Here is a 25,432-nt window from a genome sequence, read left to right as displayed (position 1 = left end):
TCCACCGGCGCGGCTTTCAGCCTGCCGATGGACCCTGGGAGGAACGGTGTTACTGGCTGCGGGCAACCAGGTCCTTTGCAAAGCCGTCGAGCTCGTCGAGGCCTTCCTTGATGTCGCTGCGCGTTCCGGTGATCAGCTCTTCCAGGATGATGCCCCAACGGTCGCCGAGGTCAGGCCATTGCGGGCTCTGCCAGAAATTGACGGCAGTGACCTTGCCGGTGTCGGCGAGCGCCTGGCCGAGATCGGGGCCGTAGAGCTCGGCGAATTTCGGGCTGGTCATGATGCTGGTGCGGTTGAGCTCGCTGAACTGATTGGCCTCGAGCCGCCGCGCCTCGTTTTCCTTGGAGGTCGCCCACGCGATGAACAGACCGGCGCATGTCTTGGAGGCCTCGTCCTTGTTGGCCTTCACGCCGATCGCGAGACCATGGCCGTAGCCGCCGCCCGTCAGCGGTGCCGGAGGCGGCAGGTAGCCGACCTTGCCCGCCACCTTCGAGGATTTCGGATCGATCGCCATGCCGACGAGCGGGGTGGATTCGATGAGCATCGCCACCTGGCCGGAGGTGAAGGCGCCGACTGCCTCGTCCCAGCCGCCGGTCTGGCTGCCCGGTGCCGAGTACTTGAACAGTTCGAGATAGGTCTCGGTCGCCTTGACTGCCTGTTCGCCGTCGAAGACCGGCGTCTTGCCGTCGAACCAGTTGCCGCCGAACCCCTTGAAGAATGGCATCCAGCGCCAGACATTGGCGCCCGAGCCGCGCTGGCCGCGCAGTGCCGTGCCATAGATGCCCTGGTCCGGTTGATTGAGCTTCTTCACCGCGGCGATGTATTCGTCGAGCGTCTTCGGCGGCGCGATGCCGGCCGCTTCGAGCAGGTCCTTGCGGTAGACCATGAGGTCACCGCCGCCGGTGATCGGCGCAAACCAGACCTTGCCGTCATAGGTCGCGACCTTCTGCCGGCCGGGATCGAAATCGGCATAGTCGTAGTCTGCAGGATAGTAGTCCATCAATGGCGCGACCCAGCCGGCGGACGCAAAGAGCGCGACGTTGGCCTCGTCGATGTAATAGACGTTGTACTTGCCGATGGTCGAAGCGTCGGCCTTGGTCTTGGCGCGCCGGTCGTTTTCGTTGAGATAGTCGATCTCGAAGGATGCACCGCCGGAGAGCTTCTCGAATTCGGACTTGTAGTCTTCGAGCAGCGTCAGGCCGTCGCGCGGCTGGGCCAGCACCTTGATCGTGCCGGAGCATTCGGCAGCGACCGCCAGTGTCGTCAGGCCGGTGGAAAGAAGGCATGCGAAGGCGATGCTCGAAACGAGCGTCTTTGGTTTTGTCATGTGAAGGACCTCCCCAAGGTCTTTGCGATACGCGCCGGAAACTCCTCAGATCCAACGCGCTCTTCCCGATAGCGAACCGTTTCGCTGGTCTTGATGATAGGCGCAATGACGCACCGAGCTAGCGCGCTCGATGCGGCTAATCTGTACTTTCTTGCGTAATTCTACCCATCATCAGCTATTTGCGGTGCAGCAAACGCAAGGATTCATCGTCTGCGTTCGGGAGCCGACCCTAAAAGCGTGCCGGACGGCGCTGTCCCGTCAGCCGTCGATAGGCCGACGGCGTCATCTTGTGCTGGCGCAGGAAGGTGCGGTTGAAGTTGGAGATGTTGAGGTATCCGACCTCGAAGCAGATGTCGGTGATCGGCATGTCGGTTTCGGCCAAGAGCTTGCAAGCCTGCCAGATCCGCAGCTTGTTGACGTGGTCGGTAAAGGTGTTGCCGGTGTTCTTCTTGAAGAAGCGGGAAAAGGCCGTCTCGCTCATGCCGGCGCGCCTGGCGAGATCGGCCAGATGGATATCGGTTGCGATGTTCTCGTAGATGAAGGCCAGAGCGCCGCGCAGCACGTCGAGCGATTGCTGGTCGAGCTCTGGCGCGAATTCCGGCGAGGAGAGCAGCTCGTATTCCTCGGTGTTGACGAGAAGATCGAGGAGCTGGATGAACAGCGAGAAGCGGGAGAACCCCTGAAGGCTGCCCATGCGTTCGATCAGATCCGCGCCCTCGGCGCGGGCTTCACCGTGAAATACCAGTCCGCGTTCGGCGCGGGCAAAAAAGGCCTCGAGCTCGGCAAACTCCGGCAAGGCGTCGGTGATCTCGCGCATCCGGTCCGGATGGAACTGGATGACGATGTCGCGACCTTCGATGATTTCGTCGGGCTCGGTCGCCGTCACCCAGTCATGCGGCAGATTGCTGCCGATGACCGTCAGGTAGCCCGGATCGAACTGGCCGATGTGATCGCCGACGAAGGCAAGGCCAGAGGCTTTCCGGATGAGATGGATCTCGATTTCCGGATGGAAGTTCCAGACGTTCCGTTCCCAGGGATAGTTGTCGAGACGCCATAAAAACGTCTCGTTGACGCCGGTGACGATGTGCTCGAAGGTCGGCGGATTGGTCGCCAGCGAAGCCGGCTTGGCCGGCGCCCGTTTCGAGCCTCGCGCCGCACTCATCGCCCGATCTCTGTTCGCGAAATGCCGATCGTTGTCTCCCTTCGCAGAGGTTGTTGCCTCAGGCGCGCTCCGCCCAGATCTTCGCTAGTTCGACGAGTGTCTTGACACTCCGCTCCATGTCTTGGCGGCTGACCCATTCGAGCGGCGAGTGGAAGGCATGACCGCCGGCAAAAAGGTTGGCCGAGGGCAGGCCCATGAAGGAGAGCCGCGAGCCGTCCGTGCCGCCGCGGATGCTGCCGCGCACCGGCTGCATGCCGGCGCGCCGGATCGCCTCGATGGCGTTCTCGACGATTTCCGCATTGCGGTCGAGCACTGCCTTCATGTTGCGATACTGTTCCTTGACCTCGAAGCTGTAGGTCGAGCCCGGGAAAGCGGTCATGACGTCCTTGACGATCGCCTCGAGCATGGCCTCCTTCTTGGCCAAGCCGGCCTCGTCGAAATCGCGCACGATGAAGTCAAGCTGCGCCTTGTCCATGGAGCCGGTCACACCGGTCGGATGCACGAAGCCATCTCGGCCCTCTGTTCCCTCCGGTGATACGTCACGAGGTAGCCGGCTAATGATCGTGCCGGCGATCTTGATGGCATTCTCCATCTTGTCCTTGGCGAAACCGGGATGGATGGCAACGCCGTGAATGATGATCTCGACGCCATCGGCGGAAAACGTCTCGTCCTCGATATGCCCGGCCGTCTCGCCGTCGACGGTATAGGCGAAGTCGGCGCCGAGCTTCTTCAGATCGACCTTGTCGACGCCGCGGCCGATCTCCTCGTCGGTGGTGAAGAGCAGCTTGATCGTGCCGTGCTTAATGTCGGGATTGTCGACCAGGATCTGTGCAGCCGTGACAATTTCAGCGAGGCCGGCCTTGTCGTCGGCGCCGAGCAGCGTCGTGCCGTCGGTGGTAACGATGTCGTTGCCGATCTGGTCGTTCAGAACCGGGTGATCGCTGACGCGGATAACCTGCTGCGGGTCACCCACAAGCCGGATGTCGCTGCCCTGGTAGTTGCTGAGGATCTGCGGTTTGACATTGGTGCCGGTGAAATCGGGCGCCGTGTCCATATGCGAGCACCAGCAGATGACCGGCACTGGCCTGTCCACGTTCGAAGGAATGGTGGCGTAGACATAACCGTTTTCGTCGAGATGCGCGTCTTTAAGACCGATGGCGAGCAATTCTTCGACGAGCACGCGGCCGAGGTTCTTCTGCTTCTCCGTTGAAGGCTGCGTCTTCGACTTCGGGTCGGACTGGGTGTCGATGACGACGTAACGAAGGAAGCGGTCGAGAACGGTATCGGTCATGGGCGGGATCCAATGCTGGTGGGCGTGGAATCGCTATACTCCCGCCGCATGAATTCTCAAAATCGGAATCTATGATGAATTGAGCGACGGAGCGCGTCGCGCTCACTTGATGTCGATGCGTCAACGATCTTCGCGTGTGTGCCAGATGCGGAGGATGTAGATCGTTGTCTTGTCAATCTCATAACGCATCTCGTAATGACCAACGAGCAGGCGGCGAACTTCGCGGGGTGCGAATTCGTCCAGCCGCTCGCCGAGTCGGGGCTGCTCGACCAGATGGGTCGGAGCGGCAACCAAGGATTGGACGGTTCGCGCCGCAGCCTTTCTGTTGACTGGTGCCAGAAACTCAAAAAGGCGCGCCAGATCGGACAGCGCCTTTTTCGTCCATTTCAGCTCCATCATTGCGGAACGGAAGGCGGCGTGTCGCTGTCGAGGCTATCGGCCCAGGCCTGGACCGACTGGTGATCGATGACGCCTCCGGCATCAACGTCGGCGAGCGCCTCGAGCGTCAAACGGCGTCGTTCTTCTTCCTGGTCAACCCAGGCCGCAAGCGCCTGCTTGATGATCCAGCCGCGCGGTCTTTCCAGGCGGGCGGCGAGCTGGTCGACCTTTTCCGCAAGCGGCAATGGAACATGCGCCGTCAGCACTTTCGTTTCCATATGCATCTCCATTGATCGAACTTAATCATAGCGATTAAATCTGATTAAGTCGACGATGTTCAGCGTTCCGGTGGTGTCGGGATATCGGGCGCCTGCTCGCATTCGGTGCCGCTGCCGGCAAGATTAATACGGACCGCCCAATCGCCCCGCTGCTCCGGCATCACCTTTGGCCCCCCTGAACTCCGCGGCCAGTTTAGACGTTGCGCCGACCAGCAGGCTGACGTCGTTGCCGACGGCGACGAAGGTGGCGCCGAGCTCGAGGTAACGCCGTGCGAGCGTCTGATCGGACGTGAGAATGCCGGCCGCTTTACCGTGCGACTGGATGCGCAGCAGCGCCGCTTCGACTGCCTCTTGTACTTCCGGCGCGCCGGGCTTGCCGAGGAAACCCATGTCGGCAGCAAGGTCGGCCGGGCCGATGAAGATGCCGTCGACGCCATCGATCGTGGCGATCTCGTCAAGGGCGGCAAGGCCGGCGCGGCTTTCGATCTGCAGCAGCAGGCAGATCTCGTCGTTGGCCGTCTGCAGGTAATCCGGGATGCGGTTGAAGGCGGACGCCCGCGCAAGGGCCGCGCCGACACCGCGCACACCGTGGGGCGGATAGCGCACGGCGCGCATCAGCGCGCGAGCCTGTTCGGCGCTTTCGACCATCGGTATCAGCAGCGTCTGTGCGCCGATATCTAGGATCTGCTTGATCATCCAGGTTTCGCCGATCGGCGGCCGGACGATCGTGTGGCTTGGCGAGGCTGCGAGTGCCTGAAGCTGTGCCGCCAGAAGCGGCACGTCGTTCGGGGCGTGCTCGGCATCGAGCAGCAGCCAGTCGAAGCCGGCGCCGCCACAGACCTCCGCGGTATAGGGATTGGCGAGCGCCAGCCACAGCCCGATCTGCGTGCGTTTCTCGGCGAGAGCCTGTTTGAACGGATTGCGGGGAGCGGGCATGGTCGTTCCTATTCGAAGAAGCAGCTGACGGTACCGGATGGTCCGAAATCGGCGACGATGGTATCGCCATGGCGGGCCTCGACCGGGCGGATGAAGGAACCGGCAAGCACGATCTGGCCGGCCTCGAGCCGGTCCCCGTAAAGCGAGAGACGATTGGCGAGCCAGGCGATGCCGCGGGCCGGATGGTTGAGCACGCCAGCGCCGAGCCCCGTCTCCTCCACCTCGGCGTTGCGTGAGACGATTGCGCCCATCCAGCGCATGTCGACCGCGTCGGGCCGCATCTGCCGGCCGCCGAGCACGATGCCGGCATTGGCGGCGTTATCGGAGATGGTATCGACGATGGTGCGTGCCTTCTTGGTTTCCGGATCGACGCGCAGGATGCGGGTGTCGAGGATTTCGAGCGCCGGCGTCACGTAATCCGTCGCATTCAGCACGTCGAAAACCGTGACGTTGGGGCCGGTAAGCGGCGCCTTCATCACGAACGCGATCTCGGCCTCGATGCGCGGCTGGATGAAGCGGGTGCCGGGGATGCGCGCACCGTCCTCGAACAGCATGTCGTCGAACAGCACGCCGGAATCGGGAATGTCGATGTTGAGCGCATATTGCATCGCCTTGGAGGTAAGGCCGATCTTCCAGCCGATCACCCGCCGGCCCGCGGCAATCTTCTGCCTTATCCACGCGGCCTGCACCGCATAGGCATCGTCCATGGTCATCTCGGGGTGCTTGAGCGAGAGTAGTCCGGTCTGGACGCGCTCGCGCTCGGCGGTGTCGAGGGCGGTCGCTGCCGCCTCGATCTGGATCTTGTCGAGCATGGGTCAGGCCTCGTCGGCGATCGGGTTGATGAGCGTGCCGATGCCTTCGGCCTCGACCTCGACGATGTCGCCGGGTTTCAGCCAGACCGGCGGATCGAAGCGCGCGCCAGCGCCAGTGGGGGTGCCGGTAACGATGACGTCGCCGGGAACCAGCGTCGTGAAGGTCGAGACGTAATTGATGATCTTGCGAAAGGAGAAGATCATCCGGCTGGTGCGGTCCTGCTGCCGCACCTCGCCGTTTACCCGCGTTTCGAGCCTGATATCGGCAAGCTGTGCCTCATCGGTGAAAGGCACCAGCCAGGGGCCGATCGAGCCGGTTCGGTCGAAGTTCTTGCCCTGCGTGACGTTGAACTTGGCGTGGCGCACCCAGTCGCGGATCGTGCCCTCATTGCAGAGCGAAAGAGCCGCGATGTGGTCGAGTGCTGACGCCTCGGGAATACGACGGCCGCCCTTGCCGATGACGATGACGATCTCGCCTTCATAATCGAGCTGCGGGCTTTCCGGCGGGCGGATCAGCGGCTGCCCGTGCCCGGTAAACGAGCGCGGGAAGCGGATGAACAGCGACGGGTTGGAGGGTGCCGCCTGGCCGTCTTTGTACTCTTCGTTGCGGTCGGGGAAGTTGACGCCGACGCAGATGATTTTTTCCGGCGCCGGCACCGGGATCTCAAAGCGGATGTCATCGAGCGAAATGTCTGCCGGCAGCCCGCCTGCCTCGTCGGCAAGGCGAACGAGCGCGCTTGCTTCGATCACCTCGCGCAACGTAGGCCAGGTCGACGCATATCGCTTGGAAAGATCGATCAGACCACTTCCGGAAACGAGGCCGTAGCCCCGTCTTTCGCCGGCTGAAAAGGTGACAAGTCGGGGGTGGGTCATTGGGCGGCTTTCGTTCCGTTCCGATGTTTGTTCAGCGCACCGGCGACTTCGGTGATGACCTCGAAGGCGGTGTCGGCATCCTCTTCCGTCATGTCGAACTGACCAGCCTGGAACCGGATCGCCACGTGGCCGTCGACGCGGGTTTGCGTCAGGTAGATGCGGCCATCGTCATTGATCGCATTGACGAGAGCAATGTTGTGGGCGTCCGCATCTCCGGTGGTGCGGTGGCGGAAAGAGAACAGCGACAGCATGGGTTGAGTGACGATCTCGAAATCCCTGTGTTCGGCGAGCCGCTCCGCGAGGCGCTCGGACCAGCGCACGTGATTGCGGATCATCGTCTGCAGACCGGCGAGCCCGTGGAACCGCAAGAGGAACCAGAGTTTCAACGCCCGGAAGCGCCGGCCGAGCGGGATCGTCCATTCGGAATAGTTGATGATGCCGTCGCGGCCATGGGTCTTCAGATATTCCGGCTGGATCGCCAGCGTCTTGACCAGATCGTCCGGGCTGCGGATGAAATGCGCCGAGCAGTCGAACTGGGCGCCTAGCCATTTGTGCGGGTTGAAGACGATCGAATCCGCCTTCTCGACGCCGGCCCAGAGTTCCCGGAATTCCTCGCAGATCATCACGGCACCCGCCCAGGCGGCATCGACATGGACGTAGAGACCATGCGCGTGCGCGATGCGCACCACCTCGGCGATGTCGTCGCAGGCGCCGGTGCTCGTCCCGCCGGTGCAGGCGATCACGCCCGCGGGTAGCAGCCCCGCCGCCTTATCCCTGAGGATGGCTGCTTCCAGCGCGCTCGCATCCATCGCGCGTCGCGGTCCCTTAGCCGGGATGCGTACGAGATTTTCCTCGCCGATGCCCGACACCCAGATCGCCCGGTCGATCGAGGTGTGCACCTGGTCAGAGGAATAGATGCGCAGATGCTGCTGGCCTGCGAGGCCTTTCTTGTTGCCGTTCCAGCCAAGCGCCTTCTCGCGCATGACAAGGACGGCCGAGAGCGTCGCCGAAGAGGCCGAATCCTGGATCACCCCGGAGAAGCCCTCCGGCAGGCCGATCGCCTGGCGCAGCCAGTCGAGCACTTTCGTTTCGAGCTCGGTCGCCGCCGGCGAGGTTTGCCAGAGCATGCACTGCGCCGCCATGGCGGTGACCAAGTATTCCGCAACGACGGAGACGGGTGCGGCGTTCGCCGGGAAATAGGCGAAGAACCGCGGATGCTGCCAGTGGGTCATGCCCGGCAGGATGATCTTCTCGAAATCCTCGAAGATCGCTTCCATGTCCTCGCCCGTCTGCGGCGGACGCGATGGTATCTGCGCGGCGATCGCACCCGGTGCCGTCTGGGCACGCACTCGCCGGTCGCGCAGTGATGCTCGATAGTCGGCACCCCACTGCGCTGCCCTTAGCGACCATTCTCCAAAAGTCTTCTGATCCATCTGCTTCCTCCCGTCCTGCTCTCTTGGCCCTACCCGATCCCTGTTGCCAACTGTCAGGGCGCGATGATCGGTTGGGTTTTCAGGATCGAGTCCCGTGTCTCGGCACCGGCAAACGCGCTGCCTTCCTCGAACCAGGATTTCGGTGCCGGCGCACCCCAGAGCGTCTGGCGCTGCGGGTCCTTCAGGTCCCATTTGATCGGCTCGAGATCCGGGTCGACCGTCTGGTAGTCCGAGCAATAGATCTCGATGCGGTGGCCATCCGGATCGCGCACATAGAGGAAGAAGGCATTGGAGATGCCGTGTCGGCCGGGGCCGCGCTCGATGTTGGAAAGCCAGCCGGAGGTCGACATCAGGTCGAGCAGGTCGATGATGTTGAGCGGAGTCGGTACCCAGAAGGCGGTGTGGTGCAGGCGCGGTCCGCGGCCGTTGGTAAAGGCGATGTCGTGCACGCCGCCCTTGCGGTGGGTCCAGGCGGCCCAGAGCCGTCCGGTCTCCTCGTCGGCGGTGTATTCCGTCACCCGGAAGCCGATCTCGTTGTAGAAGGCGACGGCCTCGTCGACATCCGGCGAGAAGCAGTTGAAATGATCGATGCGCAACGGCTTCACGCCGCGATAGAGCGCATACTTCTGGTGGATCGGCGGCAGGCGGTCCATCTTCGAATAGAATTCGAGCGGGATGCCCTGCGGGTCGCGGGTGCGGAAGGTCCGCGACTGGTAGGGGCGTTCGATCCACTCGACAGGCAGGCCCTTGGCCCTAAAGAAGTGCGCCGCCTTTTCGAGATCCTCGTCACCATAGACCTTGAAGCCCAGGTCACGGGCCTCGGCAGTCGCCGCCTTCTTCAGGATAATGCAGTGATGGCCACGCTCCTCCATGGCCCTGAGATAGATCGTGTCCGCCGTCTCGTCGGTGACCTGCAGGCCAAGCACGTCCACATAGAAGGCGCGCGATTTTGCGAGGTCGGTGACGGCGAGTTCCACATGGCTCAGCCGCACGATGTTGAAGGGCGGATAGAGGTTCGGTTTCGGTAAGGGCATTGATGTCTCCTCCAGATTTTTCTGCCAGCGCGCTCAGCCGCCGAGCTTGGCGATCGCATGCGCCGAGCTGGCAAAGGCGATGTTCTTGGTTTCCATGTAAAAATCGAACGACCAGTCGCCGCCGTCGCGGCCGATGCCCGAGCTCTTGACGCCGCCGAAGGGCGTCGGCAGGTGGCGCACGTTCTCCGAATTTACCCAGATCATGCCGGCTTCGAGATGATCGGTGAAGCGGAAGGCGCGGGTGACGTCGGAGGTCCAGAGATAGCCGGTCAGGCCATATTGTACGTCGTTGGCCAACGCCAGCGCGTCTGCCTCGTCCTTGAACGGGATCGCCGTCAGCACCGGCCCGAAGATTTCTTCCTGAGCGATGCGCATCGCGTTGTTGGCGCCCGTGAAGAGCGTCGGGGTGACGTAGCAGCCGCCGCCGGGACCATCGAATTTTTCGCCGCCGGCAGCAACGGTAGCACCTTCCTCGCGGCCGATGCGAATGTAATCGAGCACCTTCTTCTCGTGCACCGGATGGATGAGCGGGCCGACGACGGTTTCCGGATCGAGCGGATGACCGACCTTGATGCGCTTGGCCTTTTCGGCGACGAGCGCGGTGAAGCGCTCGTAGATGCTGTGCTCGACCAGCAGGCGCGAAGACGAGGTGCAGCGTTCGCCGTTTAGCGAGTAGATCATGAAAACCGCCGCATCGGCGGCGCGTTCGAGATCGGCATCGGCAAAGACGATCACCGGGTTCTTGCCGCCGAGTTCGAAATGAACCCGCTTCAGCGTCTCGGCACCCTGCTTCATGATCATCGAGCCGGTGCGACTCTCGCCGACGAAGCCGATCGCCTTGATATCGGGGTGCTCGGTGAGCGCCCGTCCGGCATCCTCGCCGAAGCCGTTGACGAGGTTCCATACGCCCTTCGGGAGGCCCGCTTCTTCGGCGATCTCGACCAGCAGCCGCGCCGTCAGCGGCGACAATTCCGCCGGCTTGTGCACGACCGTGCAGCCGGCGGCAAGCGCAGGCGCAATCTTCCAGGTCGACAGCATGAACGGCGTGTTCCAGGGGGTGATGATGCCGACCGGGCCGATCGGCACGCGCGTCGTCATGTTGATCTGGCCAGAGGCGCGCAGCACCTTGCCGTCGCGCGCTTCCGGCGCCCGGTCGGCGAAGAAGCGGAAATTCTCGGCACCCCGCAGCGCCGCCTTGGCCATGAACTTCAGCGATTGTCCGGTGTCCATACACTCGACGAAGGCGATCTCCTCGGCGCGTGCGACGATCGCGTCGGCGATCTTGTGCAGCAGCTTCTTGCGGGTTTCGCCGGGCATCGAAGCCCATTCGGCGAAGGCAGCTTTCGCGGCCTTTGCCGCCCGGTCGATATCGGCAGCCTTGCCCCGGGCGATCCTTGCGAGCGGTTTCAGATCGACAGGCGAAATCGTCTCGAAGGTCTCGCCGTCAAGTGCCGACACCGCTTCGCCGTTGATGTGGTTGAGCACGCCTTCGCTCTTGAAGCGGGCGAGGTAGCTTTCCGCCTTGGCGAGGTTTTCATCGAGCTTGGACATGGTGTTCTCCGATGCTGGCGCAGACTTTCGCCGCGCGCTGCTGTGCTTTGGGGGTGGCTGCGTCTAGCCTTTGGTGGCGCGCAGCCGGGGGTGAATGGCGTTTTTCTTCCAGCTCAGATCCGGGTCGATCTCGCGGATCTCCAGGCTGAGAGCAAAATGCGGTGTGGCGAAAAGCTCCGAAAGTTCGTCGCTCACGGCCTTGAAGATGGCTTCGCCGGTGGCCTTCTTCTCTGCCTCGCTGCGGCCGCGACCGATGCGGAAGGACATGTCGATGAAGCTGTTGTCCGGCAAAAGGTCGGCGATCGCATAGTCGCGGCTCCGGACCGTGCGCACCCTGACGGCGCCGAGCTCGAAAAGGCCGGTGCCGAGGATCGTCTTGTGGACGGTCCGGCAAAGTCGGGCGAAGTCGACGCGGTCGTCGAGATTGCCTGAGTATTCGATTGTCAGGTGCGGCATCTTTCCTCCCGATGCGCTCTCATATATTTAACACGTTAATGAAATCGATGGCGGTGTCAAGAAGGTCGAAGTCTCTGCCCGCGCCTGCCAAATTGCAGAACGAAAGAAAATGTCCGATAGAACGCTTATGAGCCGCGAGAAAATCCCTGCTGACCTTGGTCACGACGCCCTTTTGCCGCACAACACGCGCCGATCGCTGCCGATCGCGCTGCTGCGAGCGCGCGAAGCGGTGATGGCGCATTTCCGCCCGATGCTGGCGCGCCACGACATCACCGAGCAGCAATGGCGGGTGATCCGTATCCTGGCGGAGGCCGGCCGGGTCGATGCGTCGGAAATGGCCGACAAGGCCTTCATCCTGGCGCCGAGCCTCACCCGCATCATCCGCTCGCTCGAGGAGCGGGGCCTGATCACCAAGCACAAGGATGCCGACGACGGCCGGCGCGTCCTCCTGGAGATTGCACCCGAGGGCATGCGGGTGATCGCCGACGTCAGCCCCGAGAGCCGGGCGATCTACGAGGACCTCGAAACCCGCTACGGTCGTGAACGCGTCGAAGTCCTGCTCGACATGCTGGACGAACTGGCCAGCCTCAACGACTGAGCGTTTTTGGCTCTCGGTCATCATGTGAAGCCCAGCTCTTTGGTAAGCGCCAGCGCCTCGTCGGCGTAGCGCAGGACACGCTCGCGGGCGCCCGGCAGTTCCGGCCGCGCCGAGAACCAGCCGATATAGGTGAGACTGCGAAGCACAAGAAACAGCGGCAGGCTGGACAGCATCTCGGCGCTGAGCGTGCGCCGGCTGCGATAGCCTGATATCAACGCCGCCTCGATCGCTCCATAGGCCGGCTCGCGTCGGTTCTTCAGCAGGGCGGTGGCGATATCGAACAGGCGGTAACCCCAGCCAGCATCGTCGAAGTCGATGAGTTTGACGCCCGCCTCGCCGACCAGCACATTTTCCCGAACGAGGTCCGCATGGATGAGGCCGAAATCCTTAGCCGGAGTCGGCAGAGTTGCGAGGCGCCGCCTGAGGTCACCGCGCAAAGCCGATAGCGCCATGGCTTGGGCCGGCGATAGGCCTTCGCAATCCCAGAAGCGCCCCCACAACGGACGATCCCCAAGCAGGCCTTCCTCATCCCAGGTCGGACGCCAAAAGCCCTCGGTCGGCGTCCAGCGATCGGCGAGGTTATGCATCTCGGCCATGGAGGCGCCGAGCGCCGAGAAGATCTCGACGAGCCTCTCGGGTGAGTGGGACAGCGGTTTACCGCTTTCGCCCAATGGCTCTCCATCCATCCAGTTGATCACATCGGCATGCTGTGCGGCAAACGCGCCACCTTCAGGCAGGGCGACAAGCAAGCGCCCGTCCGTCGTCGCGATCGGTTGCGGCACCGCGAGACCGCTGTTGCCGAGTGCTGCCATCCATTGCAGTTCCGAGTGCAGTGCCGCCGCACTGTGATAGCCGGCGCGGTGCAGCCGCAGCGCCGCCGGGCGACCATCGGCCAGGTGGACGCGAAACACGGCGTTTTCCCGGTACTTCAGCAACTCCGGCTCTTGGTCAGCAACGCCCCAATGGGCAAGTGCCTGGCACGCCCGGTTGTCGAGCGCGTCGCGAAAGGGTTTGGGCAGGTCCGCCGTCATCAGTCGCTCACAGGCCCGAAAGCACGTCGTCGAGCGTCGACAGCATCAAATCCGCATTGTCGCGGGTAAAGGGCATCGGCGGTCGGATCTTGGTCGTGCACTGGTGGATGCCGAGCTTGCCCATCAGCACGCCGCGCTCGCTCATGTCGTTGATCACCTTGGTCGCGAGGGCGCTTGCTGGCGTTTTTTCCGCGCGATCGGTGACGAGCTCCGCGCCGAAGAATAGTCCGCTGCCCCTGATGTCGCCGATCATTCCATGTTTGTCCGCAAGCCGCGCGAGGCCGGCCTTGGCATAGGCGCCGACTTGGGCGGCGTTCTCGATGAGGTTTTCGTCTGCGATCACATCGAGCACGGCCATGGCCGCTGCGCAGGAGACCGGATTGCCGCCGAAGGTGTTGAAGTAGCGAAACGCTTTGCGGAAGGCGTTGAGCGTTTCGGTGCCCGCAACGACGCCGCCGATCGGGTGGCCGTTGCCCATCGGCTTTCCAAGCGTGACGATATCGGGAACGATGCCCGCCTTCTGGTGCCCCCACATATGGCCGCCGGTTCGGCCGAAGCCCGGCTGCACTTCGTCGGCTATCAGGAGCCCGCCTGCCTTTCTGACGGCGGCGACGGCGCCGTCGAGAAAGCCGGAGGGCAGTTCCGGAAATCCTTCGTTGGCGAAGAAGGGATCGATGATCAGCGCGGAGAAGCCGTGCGGGCTTTGCTGCAGCGAGGCGATCGCTTCCTCGACCTTGGCGGTGAAGGCCGCGGCAAAAGCGGCGCCCGGCTCGCCGCCAAGCGGCCGGTAGCTGTCGGGCGCCGGCACGTGGCGGACATGGCCGCCGAAGCCGCCGACCGGCGGCATCCGGGTCGAAAGCTGAGAAACGGCGGCGGTATTGCCGTGATAAGTGTGGTCGGTGGCGATCACCCCGGTCTTGCCGGTCACGGCCTGGGCCATGCGCAGCGCCACGTCGTTCGCCTCGCTGCCGGTGCAGGTCAGGATCGCCGTGTCGAGGCTGTTGTCGAAGGTGGCGGTCAGACGCTCGACATAGTCGAGAATGCCTTCATGCAGATAGCGGGTGTGGGTGTTGAGGGTTGAGGCCTGCCGGGCGATCGCCTCGGTCACCCGCGGATGGCAATGGCCGACATGCGGTACGTTGTTGTAGCAGTCTAGGTAGCGGCGGCCGTCAGCATCAAAAAGCCAAACGCCTTCGCCACGCACGAGATGCACCGGCTCCTCGTAGAACAGCGACATGTTGCGCCCGAGCAGCCGCTCGCGGCGCGCAATCAGGTCCCGGTTGTCGCCCATCGCGCTAGCCCCGTGCTGCGGTCAGGCCGGCGTCGAGGGCCGTGAGGATGCGGGCGACGTCGCCTGCGGTCACGATCAGCGGCGGCGACAGGATGACGTTGGCGCCGGATGTGCGCACCATGACGCCGGCATCATAGGTCACGTCCTGAACCTTCTGGACGACATCCTTTGCGGCACCGGCCTTCTTCTCCCTGTCCGAGACGAGCTCGATCGCGCACATCAGCCCCTTGCCGCGCACGTCGCCGATCAGTTCGTGCCGGGCCTTCAGCGCTTCGAGGCCGGCGATCAGCTCATCGCCGCGTGCCTTGGCATTTGCAGCGACATTGTGCTTGCGCGTTTCCTTCAGGGTTGCGAGTGCTGCCGCAGCACCCACCGGATGGCCGGAATAGGTGTAGCCATGGCCGATCGAACCGGCAGCCGTCTTGTTGCTTTCGAAAGCCTCGGCAACCTTGTCCGAGATCATCACGGCGCCGAAGGGATAGTAGCCATTGGTGATCGCCTTGGCGGTCGACATGAAATCCGGCTTCACGCCCCAGAGGCGTGAACCGGTCCAGGCACCGGTGCGGCCGAACGCGGTGATCACCTCGTCGGCGATCAGGAGGATGCCGTGGCGGTCGCAGATCTCGCGCATCAGCGGCATGAAGATTTCGTGCGGCACGATCACGCCGCCGGCGCCGAGCACCGGCTCCATGATCAGCGCCGCGATCGTGTCGGCGCCCTGGAAGGCGATCTCGTCTTCGAAGAGCCGCGCGATCGCCTTGGCGATTATGGCGCCATCGGTCGTGTCGAAGGGGTTGCGATAGGTATAGGGCGCCGGCAGGTGGTAGACGCCCGGCAGCAGCGGCTCGTAGTTGCGGCGGAAATTGGCATTGCCATTGACCGAGGCGCCGCCGAAATGGGTGCCGTGGTAGCCCTTCTTCAGCGCGACGAACTTGGTGCGTTCCGGCTGGCCGTTGAGCTTGTGGTACTGGCGGGCGAGGCGAAGGCAGGTCTCGACGGAGTCGGAACCGCCCGAGGTGAAGAACGAGCGCGTCAGCCCATCCTCGCGGAACCATTCGGCGAGCTCGTAGGAAAGCTCGATCAGCGGTGAGTTGGTGGTGCCGCGAAACGTCGAGTAATAGGGCAGCTCGTCGAGCTGGCGACGGATCGCCTCCTTCACCGGTTCGCAGGAATAGCCGAGATTGACGTTCCAGAGGCCGCCGACCGCATCGAGCACCTTCTTGCCATGGATGTCGACGATCTCGACACCTTCGCCGGCATTGATGATGCGCGGTGGCGTTGCCTGCATCTCGGCCGGATGCGCCATCGGGTGCCAGAGGTGGCGGGCGTTGTTCTCGATGAGGAAGTTGGTTTCGCGCATGGTCATGCTCCTGTCAGTTCGAGGCCGAGCATCTGAAGCGCTCTGGCGTAGCTTTCTGCGGGTCGGGTGACGTCGAAATGGACGTGAGGCAGGCCGACGGCCCGCGCACCCTCGATGTTCTTCAACTGGTCATCCACGAAGACGCAGGCTTCGCGCGGCAGGCCAAGCTGGCTCAGCACCAGCTCGTAGGCGTGCGGATCGGGCTTCAGGATGTTGGTGTAGGTGGCGTCGACGATCGTCTCGAAGAGCTCGATCAGCGGGAAGCGCTGACGGAACGCGACGCCATAGAAGAGGTCGAGTTCATTGGAGAGGATCGCGAGCCGAATGCCGGCCTTATGGGCGGCGAGGATCGCGTCGCGCGTCTCGGGCCGGAGCACCAGTTCCGGTTCCGCCCCACGCGCCCGCTGCACGAAGGTTTTCATGTCGCTCCAGTCTTCGCCAAGCAGGCGGCCGACTTCGCGGGTGCGTTCCGTCCAGTAGTCCCGTTCGGTGATTTCGCGCCGCTGCATGGCGGCCCAGAGCGGGTCGGTTGCGGGGTCGAAGGGACCGCGCCACGTAAGAGTGCCGGGCGCGAGCCCGAGCGCACGCTCCGTGATGTCGTGGGTTTCGAACAGCGTGCGGGTGACGACGCCGCCGAAATCGAGGATCAGTGCCTTGTCGCTCATGGTGTCGGGCATAGTGTTCGTCATGGCCGGCCCTCGGGCACGATGCCACGCGCCACCCAGTCGTCGAAGATCGCAAGCGCGGCTTGCGAGAACGCCGGCGCATTGATGTGGCTGTCGACCTCATGCAGGGCGACGCCTGAGGGGATCTGCCGGCGCATCTCGTCGATGAAGGCGTCGAGCGCTTCCGGTTCGTAGAGAGGCTCGTCAGGCTGGTCCCATTCCTGAATCCCCTTGAGCGGCAGGATGAAGGCGACCTCGGCACTGGTGCCGTTCAATTTGCCGCCGATGACGCGGGCGATCTCGCGTCGTCCCTCGGAAGATGTGGTCACCGAGCCGAGCAGCCGGTTGTGGGCGTGATAGGGGCGATCGGCAAAGGCCTGCGGAATCGGTTGCCAGGCCGGCAGGTCGACCATGTCGACGGCGCCTGGCGCGACGATCTGTGGGATTCCGGCACGTCCGGCATTCTCCAGCCGGTCGGGCCCTGATGTGACGACAGTTCCGTGGTGATGGTTGCTGACCTCCTGAATGCAGAAGTCGAAAACCGCGGTAAAGCCCTTCTCAGCCGCGATCGCCTCGAAGGCGCGGCCGCCCATGCCGGTCGAATGGAAGACAGCGACGTCATAGCCGCGGCGTTCGAGTTCGGGCTTCAGGTATTTCATGTATTTGAGGCAGCTCGAGCCGAGCGAGGTCATGCCAATCAGCGGCCGCGTCTTGTCCGGCCTGGTGCCGAAACGTGCGGCACCAACGACCGCGCCACAGGCCTGGGAGAGAACCGAGCGGCAGATGCCGTTGAGGCCGTAGAGGCCGCCGGCCCACAGGATCATCATCAGGTCGGGCGCAATGCGCTCGGGCGGCAGCAGGTGCGAATAGGCGATGGTCGAGACGATGAATTTCGGCACGCCGAGCGGCAGGGCCGCGGCGACGTCGAGGGCGAGATCCGTGCCCATCGAGCCGCCGAGAATGATGACGCCATCGGCCTGGCCGGCTTCGTAAAGGGAACGGGTGAGGGCAGAAGCACCACTTGCCATCAGCGCCATGGCGCTGTGTTCGTCGCCGCTGGCCGCAATCGCTTCAATGGTGACACCCGCGGCTTCGGCGATGTCATGGCGCGAGTATTCGGGCACATAGGGCGGATCACCGAGAATGCTGACATCCATCATCACGGGCAGGCCGCCGGCTTCGCGGATGACGGACGCCATGAACTGGAGTTCGTCGCATTTGGTGTCTCCCGTACCCACGACAAGAATGTTGGGGAGACGGTTCATTGCATTCATCAGCCGGCCCTCCTTGCCAGCGGATCGGCAGCAACCTGCTCCAACCCGAAAAGTCTTTCGGAAATGCGTCTGGCCGCTGTCATCGCGGCGCGGCCCATCTGCTCCACCGTCTCCTTCTCCGCCCGCGTTGCCGGGGCGGCGACGGCGATCGCGCCGACCGGTGTGCTGCCTGGCGCGCGGATCGGTGCGGCGACACTGACGACTCCGGTTTCGAGCCCGTGATGGCAGATCGAGTAGCCGCGCCGGAGAGTCTCGCTCAGGGTCTGGCGCAGGATTGCGGGGTCCGTCAGCGTCTGATCGGTAAAGGCCTCGAGCGGCGCCGACAGGACCGCGTCGATGTCCTTCGGCGGGCAGAAGGCAAGGAAGCCAAGGCCGGACGCGGTCGCGTGGAAAGGCAGGATGCTCCCGACATCGACGATGACGCGGTGGGCCCGCTGCGAGTCCTCCACATGAACAGTCGAAAGGCGGCCGGCGGCGTATTCAGAAAGGTGAACGGTCTCGCCCGCTAGGCTCGCAAGCTCCCGGGCGAAGGGGGTCGCCACGCTCAGATAGGGGAAGCGCGTCTCGCGGATGCGGGCAAGGCGCACCGGCGCGCCGCCGAGGCGATAGCGCCGCGTTTCCGGATCCTGTTCAACGAAACCGTGTTTCTCCAGTTCGACGAGAAAGCGCCGGGTGGTCGCCTTGTCGAGCCCGCAGTGCCGCGCGATGTCACTCAAGCCCGCTTCCTTCTCCAGGCGCGAGATCGTGTCGAGCAAAGTTAGGGCCTTACCGATGGTGCTCATCCATTCCTCCTCGTTGAGCGCCGTCGCAAGTCATCTCCGCCTGTTCCCGCCATGGGGCGGTGCGGCCGCCCTCATTGTCTCCAGCTGAGATACTTAACATGCGAAATAACTTGACAGGGCCGAACGCAATTTGCAAGTCTATATTTGAAGCTAAGGTTCATATATTGAACCGAAAGACTTGCGCGGCCAAGAAAAAAGCAAAACCCCCGCGCTTCCAGTCCGCTTCAGGGAGCTGCTTCCGGAGAGAAGGACCGGAGGCGAAAAGGCGTTCGCGCCAACCAGGGGAGCCTAAGACTATGGACAATCCATCTTCGCCCGTGACCGGCGCGAACCAGTTGCGCAAGAACGCCCTTGGCGTCGGCGCGGTCACCTTTCTTGTCGTATCCGCTGCCGCACCGCTGACCGCGGTCGCCGGCGGCGTGCCGTTGTCGATGATGCTTGGAAACGGCGCCGGCATTCCCGGCACCTTCCTGCTCGTCACGCTGATCCTGCTGTTGTTTTCCGTCGGCTATGTCGCCATGGCACGGCATATCCGCAATGCCGGCGCCTTCTACGCCTATACGGCCCAGGGCCTCGGTGGCCTGATGGGCGGTGCCGCGGCGATGATCGCGATCCTTGCTTACAACGCCATGCAGATCGGCGTCTTCGGCCTGTTCGGGGCGGCGACGGCCGGGCTCTTCGCTGGTCTGGGGGTCGATCTACCCTGGTGGGTCTGGACGTTCGTGGGCATCGCCGCCGTCGGCGTTCTCGGCTATCGCCGCGTCGACCTCTCCGCCAAGGTGCTGACGGTTCTCGTCATCCTCGAATATCTTGTCGTGCTCGTCATTGACGTGGCGATCCTTGCCAAGGGCGGCGACAGCGGGCTGACGATGACGTCGTTTACGCCTTCGGCCGTTCTGTCCGGCTCGCCGTCGATCGGCATTCTCTTCTGCTTTGCCGCCTTCATCGGCTTCGAGGCGACGACGATTTACAGCGAGGAGGCCCGCGATCCGGCAAGGACGGTGCCGCGCGCCACCTATATCTCGGTGCTGATCATCGGCGTTTTCTACATGTTCACCTCCTGGCTGATGGTGAACGCGGCCGGTGCCGACAAGCTGGTGCCGGAACTGCAGGGCCTTGCCGATCCGACCACTTTCCTCTTCGGCCTCGCCGAGCGTTATGCCGGCGGCTGGCTGCCGCCGCTGATGAACGTGCTCTTCGTCACCAGCCTCTTTGCCGGTGTTCTGGCCTTCCACAACGGCGTCGCCCGTTATCTCTACGTCGCCGGCCGCGAACGGCTGCTGCCCGCCTCGATCGGCGTCACCCATCCGGTCTACCACAGCCCGCATGTCGGCTCGCTGATCCAGACCGTGATCGCCGTCCTCGTCGTGGCACTCTTTGCGGCAACGGGTCAGGATCCGGTGCTGGCGCTGTTCTCGTGGCTGACGAATGTCGGCACGCTCGCCGTCATGACGCTGATGGCCTTCACCGCCTTTGCGATCGTCGCCTTCTTCAGCCGCAATCCCGGCCTCGAACGGAACCCGCTGGTGACTAAGGTTATCCCCGTCGTCACCGGCCTGATCCTCGTTGCCGTTATCGTCGCGATCGCGGTCAATTTCGGTGACCTGGCGGGCGCCACCGGCATTCTCGCCGTGTTCCTGCCGGGCCTTGTCGTGATCTTCGGTGTTATCGGTCTGGCGCTTGCGGCATCGCTGAAGTCGGGCAATCCGATCGAGTTCGCCCGCCTTGGCGCAGGCCAGGAGATCTGATCGCTGCCACGCAGTTCCCGGAACGACGCCAAGCGGCTTCCGTCCGGAACTGCGTATCACCTAAGAAGGGATGGCGGACCCTCCGCCGTCCCGGCAATGCAAACGGGAGCAGACATCATGCAGGACAAGATCGACCAATTGCGTAGCCTCGCCGTCGAGGGCCAAAAGCTGTTCATCAACGGCCACTGGCAGGAGAGCTTGTCCGGCGAAACGCTCGACGTCGTCTCGCCGATCGACGGCAGCCACCTGACGACGATAGCAGACGCGGGCGCATCCGACGTCGACGCGGCGGTCCGTGCCGCGCGCGCCGTTTTCGAAAAAGGAAGCTGGTCGAAGGCGGCTCCGGCGTTCCGCAAGAAGGTGCTGACGCGCATTGCCGAAATCATCGAAGCGCAGGCGCTGGAGCTTGCGGTCCTTGGCGTGCGCGACAATGGCACCGAAATTTCGATGGCGCTGAAGGCCGAGCCTGGCAGCGCCGCCGGAACCTTCCGCTACTATGCCGAGGCGCTCGACAAGGTCTATGGCGAAATCGCGCCGACCGCCGACAACATTCTCGGCCTCGTGCATCGCGAACCGATCGGCGTGGTCGCCGCGATCGTTCCCTGGAATTTCCCTTTGATGATCGGCGCCTGGAAGATCGCGCCGGCGCTCGCCGCCGGCAATTCCGTGGTGCTGAAGCCGGCGGAGGGCGCCTCGCTCAGCTTGCTCAGGCTCGCCGAAATCTGCGCCGAAGCCGGCCTGCCGGAGGGCGTTCTGAATGTTGTGACCGGCCTGGGTGCGACGACGGGTGAGGCTATCGGGCTGCATGGAGATATCGACGTGCTCGCCTTCACCGGCTCGGGCGGTGTCGGCCGCCGGCTGCTCGAATATTCGGCGCGCTCGAACCTGAAACGCGTCTATCTCGAACTCGGCGGCAAGTCGCCGAACGTCGTCTTCGCCGATGCGCCGGATCTCGATCAGGCCGCGCGCATCTCGGCCTATGGCATCTTCCGCAACTCCGGCCAGGTCTGTGTTGCCGGTTCACGGTTGCTGGTCGAGCGCTCCATTCACGAAGCCTTCGCGGAGAAGGTGGCAGCGATCGCGGCAGGTATGAAGGTTGGCGATCCGCTGCTTCTTTCGACCGAGGCTGGAGCGATTTCGAGCAGCGTCCAGCTGAGCAAGAACCTCGATTTCGTCCGTGAAGCGGAAGTGGAAGGCGCGCGCCTGCGTTGGGGCGGCAAGCGCATCCTTGAAGAGACTGGCGGCTATTACATGCAGCCGACCGTCTTCGACATTCAGCCTGAAATGAAGCTGGCGAAGGAAGAGGTCTTCGGGCCGGTACTTGCAATCATTCCCTTCGACGACGATGCCGACGCACTCCGGATCGCCAATGCGACGGACTACGGGCTGGCTTCCGCAGTCTGGACCGCAAACCTGTCGCGCGCGCACCGGATGGTGCGCGGCATCCGCGCCGGCGTCGTGCACGTCAATACCTATGGCGGCGCCGACAACACGGTGCCGCTCGGCGGCGTCAGGCAATCGGGCAACGGCCACGACAAGTCGTTGCACGCGCTGGACAAATACACCGATCTGAAGACCGCCTGGATTCAGCTCTGACCGGGCTCGCAGGGACCGGGGCCGGACGACCGCGCGTGTCTGTCGGGACCGTGCTATCCGAAGGCGAGTTCGAGATTTTGCCGGTCTCGCGCCACCACATGGCATTTGGTCTCGAAACCCTCGCCGGCGACGACCAGAACCAGCTCCGGTGGTATGCCGGCCGAATTCGAAACCGTGACCGCAGCGCCATCGGCACCAAGCGACCGGATAGTGCACTCTATCTTTGAATGCCTGTCGTCGAAAAGAATGGTGCCGGCTTTCAGTACGCGCTGACGAGGACCCAGCGGATAGCCGACTTCGAGACTGCTCCACTCGACGCAGCGGTTCCGTCCGCTGGCCTTGGCGAGATACATTGCCGCGTCCGCCTGGGCGAGCAATGTACCGATCTCCCTGCTCTTGAGCGATAGCGCCGATGTGCCGAAGCTCGCGGTGACTGCAAGCTGACCAAAGTCTCCGTGGATTGTTTGAGCGGCAATCGCTGCCCGCAGCTTTTCCGCTGCGGCGAGTGCGCCGTTCGCGTCGACGTGCGGCAGCATGATGGCGAACTCCTCGCCGCCGAGCCGCCCGAACAGATCGCTTGCCCGCAGATTGGACTGGCAGACGGCGCTCACGGCCTTCAAGACCTCGTCTCCTGCCGCATGCCCGTGCGTGTCGTTGACCCGCTTGAAGTGGTCGACGTCGAGGACGATGCACGACACGTCGTGCTGGTGCCTTATGGCGAGCGAAATCAGCTTGTCCGCCTCCTCGCGGAAGGCGCGGCGCGTCAACGTGCCGGTGAGCCCATCCGTCGCGGCCGACCGGAGCAAATCGATCCGGTCCATCGCCACGCCCGCCAGTTCGGTCAGGATCGTCAGGTCTTTGTCGGTGAAGTGTCTCGGCGCGCGGTCGATCGCGCATACGGTCCCGACCGTATGACCATCCCGCGTCTTGAACGGAACGCCTGCGTAGAACCGAACATGTTCCGGGCCGGTGACGGCGGGATGTCGCGAAAACCGCGGATCCTGCGTGGCGTCGTGCACGACAAGCGGTTCCTCGGAGGCGACAACATATCGGCAGAAAGTGTCTTCCCGGGGAACTTCGTCTAATGCGAGCCCCGAGCAGGCCTTGTACCATTGTCGATGTGCGTCGACCAAAGAGATGATGCCGATGTCGATGGCGAAGATCTGCTTTATCAGCCGCACGATCCGTTCAAGGCCCTGATCCTTCGGCGTGTCGAGAATGTCGAGATGTCCAAGGGCGGTCAGGCGATCGAATTCCCTGCCTTTCGCGTCCGTCGTCGGCCGCCCGGCTGGCTCAGCAACCACCATTCCGTTTTCCTTTCTCATTGCGCGCCAAGCAAATAGAGCGTTTTACGGAAAAAACAAAAGGCACTGAACAGCACGTGGATGTGGATTGCCTCGGCTCTTTGGCGAAACGTCTGTCAATGGGCCGTGTTCATGTAGGCGGGGCGAGACCCCGCCTACGCCTAGCCGCCGAAACTTCCGAGCTGCGTCGGCACATGCACGTAGTTGCGATCGAAATAGAGCAGCGCATTGCCGTCGCTGCGCGAGCGGATGCCGACGACCCGGCCGATGAGGATGTGGTGTGTTCCAAGCAGCCGCGCCTCGGCGAGTTCGCAGTCGAGCGAGACGATGGCGTCTTTGACCGCGAAGCTGCCGGATTGCATCTCGACCCAGTCGGCCGCGGCATAGCGGGCCGCCATATCCTGCGTCGCGCCGGCGAAGTGGCCGGCGAGATCCCTATGGTCGTGGCTGAGCACGTTGACGCAGAAGCGCCGGTTGTCGATGAAAAGGCCGCATTGGGTGGAGTTGCGGTTCATGCAGACGAGCAGCGTCGGCGGCTCGTCGGTCACCGAGCACATGGCGGTGGCGGTGAACCCGCCGCGTCCGGCGGGTCCGTTGGTGGTGATGACGTTGACCGGCGCGCAGACCCGCGCCATGGCGTTGCGAAACTCCGTCTTCGAAACGAGCGGTTCCATGACGGGCCTCATTCGGCGGCGTTGCGCAGAGCGGCCGCATCGTCGAGCGGCGGCAGCCAGGTGCTGCCGGTCCAGCCGTTCTCGTCATAGTCCGCCATGCACTGGTCGACGAGCGCTTCCATCTCCTTGAGACGCCCGCCGCGTTCGGCCCCTTTCAATACCTGCAGCCGAACCTCTTCAGGCGCGCCGGCATAGTTGAGTTCGTAGAGCGCGTGGCGTCCGCCGAACTCCGTGCCGGTCGCGTCCCAGAGCAGTTTCATGATCTTGATGCGCTCGATGTGCCCCATATCGTTAGAGCCGCGGACATATTGCGCCAGGTAGCGGTCGATCTCGGGATTGCCGAAGTCACGCACGGAGGACGGCAGGTAGATCAGCCCCGATGCAATCACCTTGCGGATCGTCTCGACGACACGCGGATAGGCCTCCGACATGAAGGTTCGATAGGAAAGCGCGGCTTCCAGATTGGGAAGCACGGCGCCATCGGCCCAGGGGATGGGATTGTGGGCCATGGCGTTGGAGAAGCTCCAGAACATGTGGCGGAGCGCGATGACCTCGCCGAGTGCTGCCTGATTGCCGCGGAAGGCGTCGCCGCCGGTGGCGCGCAGCGCCTTGGCAAGCAGGCCTGCCAAGAAGTCGAGTTTCACGGCGAAACGGGTGCAGCCCTGGAAGCAGTAGCCGTGCATGAAGCCGGAAGCCGGGTGGAAGGAGAGGATCTTGGCGGCATCGCGCAAGACCAGGACGTCCTCCCACGGCACGAAGACGTTGTCGAGCACCAGGATCGCATCGTTCTCGTCGAAGCGCGACGACAGCGGATAGTCGAAGGGATGGCCGACGGTGTTGGCTGTCTGCTCGTAGGAGACGCGGCAGAACATCTTGATCCCGGGCGCGTTCATCGGAACGATGAACATCACCGAGAGCGAGGGATCCTCCGTTACCGTCGCCGAACTTTGCGCCAGGAAATTATAGTGCGTCAGCGCCGAAGAGGTCGCGACCACCTTGGCACCTGAGACGTAGATGCCGGCGTCCGTTTCCTTGGTGATGTGGACGAAGACGTCCTTGACCGCGTCCGCCGGCTTGTGCCGATCGATCGGCGGATTGACGATCGCGTGGTTCATGAAGAGCGCCGCTTCCTGGGCGCGTTTATGCCAGGCGAGCGCGTTGTCCTTGAACGGGCCATACCAATTGGCATTGGCGCCGAGCGTGTTCATCAGCGCCGCCTTGTAGTCGGCGGTGCGGCCCATCCAGCCATAGGACATGCGTGCCCATTCGGCGATCGCGCCCTGCTGGGCGGCAAGATCGGCGGAGGAGCGGGCGACGCGGAAATATTTGTGGGTGTAGCCGCCGGAGCCCGTGTCGGTCGGCGCCGTCAGGATGTCCCTCTTTGCCGGATCATGCAGCGCGTCATAGAGCCTGGCGAGCGACCGGGTGGAATTGCGCATCGCCGGATGGCTGGTCACGTCCTTGATGCGTTCGCCGTTGATATAGACCTCGCGGCCGTCGCGCAGGCTTTCCAGATATTCGGCGCCGGTGAAGGGCCGCGTCCTGTCGGCGCGGAAATCCTCTGCTCTCATTTTCTCC

24 protein-coding genes are annotated in these 25,432 nt (G+C 63.5%); 3 read left to right on the top strand and 21 right to left on the bottom strand.

Going from position 1 to position 25,432, the window contains the following annotated elements:
- Positions 1–49: 49 nt before the first annotated feature.
- The 12 genes from AC070A_RS07045 to AC070A_RS06990 all read right to left on the bottom strand — a co-directional run bounded on the left by AC070A_RS07045 (position 50) and on the right by AC070A_RS06990 (position 11,531).
- Positions 50–1,327, bottom strand: a complete 1,278-nt coding sequence (locus tag AC070A_RS07045; protein ID WP_112994041.1) for an ABC transporter substrate-binding protein — start codon at positions 1,325–1,327, stop codon at positions 50–52.
- A gap of 229 nt (positions 1,328–1,556) precedes the next feature.
- On the bottom strand, positions 1,557–2,489 hold the full coding sequence (locus AC070A_RS07040; RefSeq protein WP_112994042.1) for a helix-turn-helix domain-containing protein: 933 nt from the start codon (positions 2,487–2,489) through the stop codon (positions 1,557–1,559).
- A 58-nt stretch (positions 2,490–2,547) separates the two neighbouring features.
- Entirely contained in the window at positions 2,548–3,780 is a 1,233-nt protein-coding gene (gene pepT, locus AC070A_RS07035; RefSeq protein WP_057251238.1) for a peptidase T, read from the bottom strand.
- Between the two features lie 120 nt (positions 3,781–3,900).
- A complete protein-coding gene (locus AC070A_RS07030) occupies positions 3,901–4,176 on the bottom strand; it encodes a type II toxin-antitoxin system RelE/ParE family toxin (protein ID WP_057251237.1) in 276 nt (91 codons plus the stop codon).
- On the bottom strand, positions 4,176–4,436 hold the full coding sequence (locus tag AC070A_RS07025; protein ID WP_057251236.1) for a CopG family ribbon-helix-helix protein: 261 nt from the start codon (positions 4,434–4,436) through the stop codon (positions 4,176–4,178). The genes AC070A_RS07030 and AC070A_RS07025 overlap by 1 nt, the downstream gene beginning before the upstream one ends.
- Before the next feature lie 123 nt (positions 4,437–4,559).
- Entirely contained in the window at positions 4,560–5,372 is an 813-nt protein-coding gene (gene hpaI / locus AC070A_RS07020) for a 4-hydroxy-2-oxoheptanedioate aldolase (RefSeq protein WP_057251235.1), read from the bottom strand.
- Positions 5,373–5,380: 8 nt separating this feature from the next.
- Positions 5,381–6,184, bottom strand: coding sequence for a 2-oxo-hept-4-ene-1,7-dioate hydratase (hpaH, locus tag AC070A_RS07015; protein ID WP_057251234.1), 804 nt, complete (start codon positions 6,182–6,184; stop codon positions 5,381–5,383).
- A gap of 3 nt (positions 6,185–6,187) precedes the next feature.
- A complete protein-coding gene (locus AC070A_RS07010) occupies positions 6,188–7,057 on the bottom strand; it encodes a fumarylacetoacetate hydrolase family protein (RefSeq protein ID WP_057251233.1) in 870 nt (289 codons plus the stop codon).
- The gene (locus tag AC070A_RS07005; RefSeq protein ID WP_113736576.1) at positions 7,054–8,490 is read right to left on the bottom strand and encodes a pyridoxal phosphate-dependent decarboxylase family protein; all 1,437 of its coding nucleotides are present in this window, start codon (positions 8,488–8,490) and stop codon (positions 7,054–7,056) included. Before AC070A_RS07005 ends, AC070A_RS07010 begins: the two co-directional genes overlap by 4 nt.
- A gap of 53 nt (positions 8,491–8,543) precedes the next feature.
- On the bottom strand, positions 8,544–9,524 hold the full coding sequence (hpaD, locus tag AC070A_RS07000) for a 3,4-dihydroxyphenylacetate 2,3-dioxygenase (RefSeq protein ID WP_113133299.1): 981 nt from the start codon (positions 9,522–9,524) through the stop codon (positions 8,544–8,546).
- Between the two features lie 33 nt (positions 9,525–9,557).
- Entirely contained in the window at positions 9,558–11,075 is a 1,518-nt protein-coding gene (gene hpaE / locus AC070A_RS06995; RefSeq protein ID WP_113736575.1) for a 5-carboxymethyl-2-hydroxymuconate semialdehyde dehydrogenase, read from the bottom strand.
- A 63-nt stretch (positions 11,076–11,138) separates the two neighbouring features.
- Entirely contained in the window at positions 11,139–11,531 is a 393-nt protein-coding gene (locus tag AC070A_RS06990) for a 5-carboxymethyl-2-hydroxymuconate Delta-isomerase (protein ID WP_113133297.1), read from the bottom strand.
- A 109-nt stretch (positions 11,532–11,640) separates the two neighbouring features.
- On the opposite strand from AC070A_RS06990, the gene hpaR reads away from it, so the two are divergent.
- Positions 11,641–12,129, top strand: coding sequence for a homoprotocatechuate degradation operon regulator HpaR (hpaR, locus tag AC070A_RS06985; protein WP_375374108.1), 489 nt, complete (start codon positions 11,641–11,643; stop codon positions 12,127–12,129).
- A 20-nt stretch (positions 12,130–12,149) separates the two neighbouring features.
- On the opposite strand, the gene AC070A_RS06980 is transcribed toward hpaR, so the two are convergent.
- The 6 genes from AC070A_RS06980 to AC070A_RS06955 are packed head-to-tail and all read right to left on the bottom strand — an operon-like array spanning position 12,150 to position 18,532.
- Positions 12,150–13,160, bottom strand: coding sequence for a phosphotransferase (locus tag AC070A_RS06980; RefSeq protein ID WP_113133296.1), 1,011 nt, complete (start codon positions 13,158–13,160; stop codon positions 12,150–12,152).
- Positions 13,161–13,167: 7 nt separating this feature from the next.
- Complete coding sequence (locus tag AC070A_RS06975) at positions 13,168–14,451, bottom strand: aspartate aminotransferase family protein (protein WP_112994050.1); 1,284 nt, start codon at positions 14,449–14,451, stop codon at positions 13,168–13,170.
- A 4-nt stretch (positions 14,452–14,455) separates the two neighbouring features.
- Complete coding sequence (locus AC070A_RS06970; protein WP_113736574.1) at positions 14,456–15,811, bottom strand: aspartate aminotransferase family protein; 1,356 nt, start codon at positions 15,809–15,811, stop codon at positions 14,456–14,458.
- A gap of 2 nt (positions 15,812–15,813) precedes the next feature.
- A complete protein-coding gene (locus tag AC070A_RS06965; RefSeq protein WP_057251280.1) occupies positions 15,814–16,476 on the bottom strand; it encodes an HAD family hydrolase in 663 nt (220 codons plus the stop codon).
- A 20-nt stretch (positions 16,477–16,496) separates the two neighbouring features.
- On the bottom strand, positions 16,497–17,750 hold the full coding sequence (locus AC070A_RS06960) for a Tm-1-like ATP-binding domain-containing protein (RefSeq protein ID WP_057251224.1): 1,254 nt from the start codon (positions 17,748–17,750) through the stop codon (positions 16,497–16,499).
- Positions 17,750–18,532, bottom strand: coding sequence for an IclR family transcriptional regulator (locus AC070A_RS06955; RefSeq protein WP_057251223.1), 783 nt, complete (start codon positions 18,530–18,532; stop codon positions 17,750–17,752). The genes AC070A_RS06960 and AC070A_RS06955 overlap by 1 nt, the downstream gene beginning before the upstream one ends.
- Before the next feature lie 296 nt (positions 18,533–18,828).
- Between AC070A_RS06955 and AC070A_RS06950 the strand changes: the two genes are divergently transcribed.
- Together AC070A_RS06950 and AC070A_RS06945 are read left to right on the top strand one after the other, a co-directional pair.
- Complete coding sequence (locus AC070A_RS06950; protein ID WP_113736573.1) at positions 18,829–20,280, top strand: APC family permease; 1,452 nt, start codon at positions 18,829–18,831, stop codon at positions 20,278–20,280.
- A gap of 117 nt (positions 20,281–20,397) precedes the next feature.
- A complete protein-coding gene (locus AC070A_RS06945) occupies positions 20,398–21,876 on the top strand; it encodes an aldehyde dehydrogenase (protein ID WP_057251221.1) in 1,479 nt (492 codons plus the stop codon).
- A gap of 53 nt (positions 21,877–21,929) precedes the next feature.
- Here AC070A_RS06945 and AC070A_RS06940 read toward each other — a convergent pair whose 3' ends face one another.
- From AC070A_RS06940 to AC070A_RS06930, 3 genes are all read right to left on the bottom strand, one after another.
- Positions 21,930–23,183, bottom strand: a complete 1,254-nt coding sequence (locus AC070A_RS06940; protein WP_112994055.1) for a sensor domain-containing diguanylate cyclase — start codon at positions 23,181–23,183, stop codon at positions 21,930–21,932.
- A gap of 158 nt (positions 23,184–23,341) precedes the next feature.
- Positions 23,342–23,854, bottom strand: a complete 513-nt coding sequence (locus tag AC070A_RS06935) for a flavin reductase (protein ID WP_057251219.1) — start codon at positions 23,852–23,854, stop codon at positions 23,342–23,344.
- 8 nt (positions 23,855–23,862) lie between these two features.
- The gene (locus AC070A_RS06930) at positions 23,863–25,425 is read right to left on the bottom strand and encodes a 4-hydroxyphenylacetate 3-hydroxylase N-terminal domain-containing protein (RefSeq protein ID WP_112994056.1); all 1,563 of its coding nucleotides are present in this window, start codon (positions 25,423–25,425) and stop codon (positions 23,863–23,865) included.
- Between the last annotated feature and the right edge of the window lie 7 nt (positions 25,426–25,432).

It is taken from the genome of Ensifer sp. GW101-20A05, from assembly GCF_059424735.1.
The sequence above is the reverse complement of the archived record's forward strand: the minus strand, read 5'-3'. Positions and strand labels throughout refer to the sequence as shown.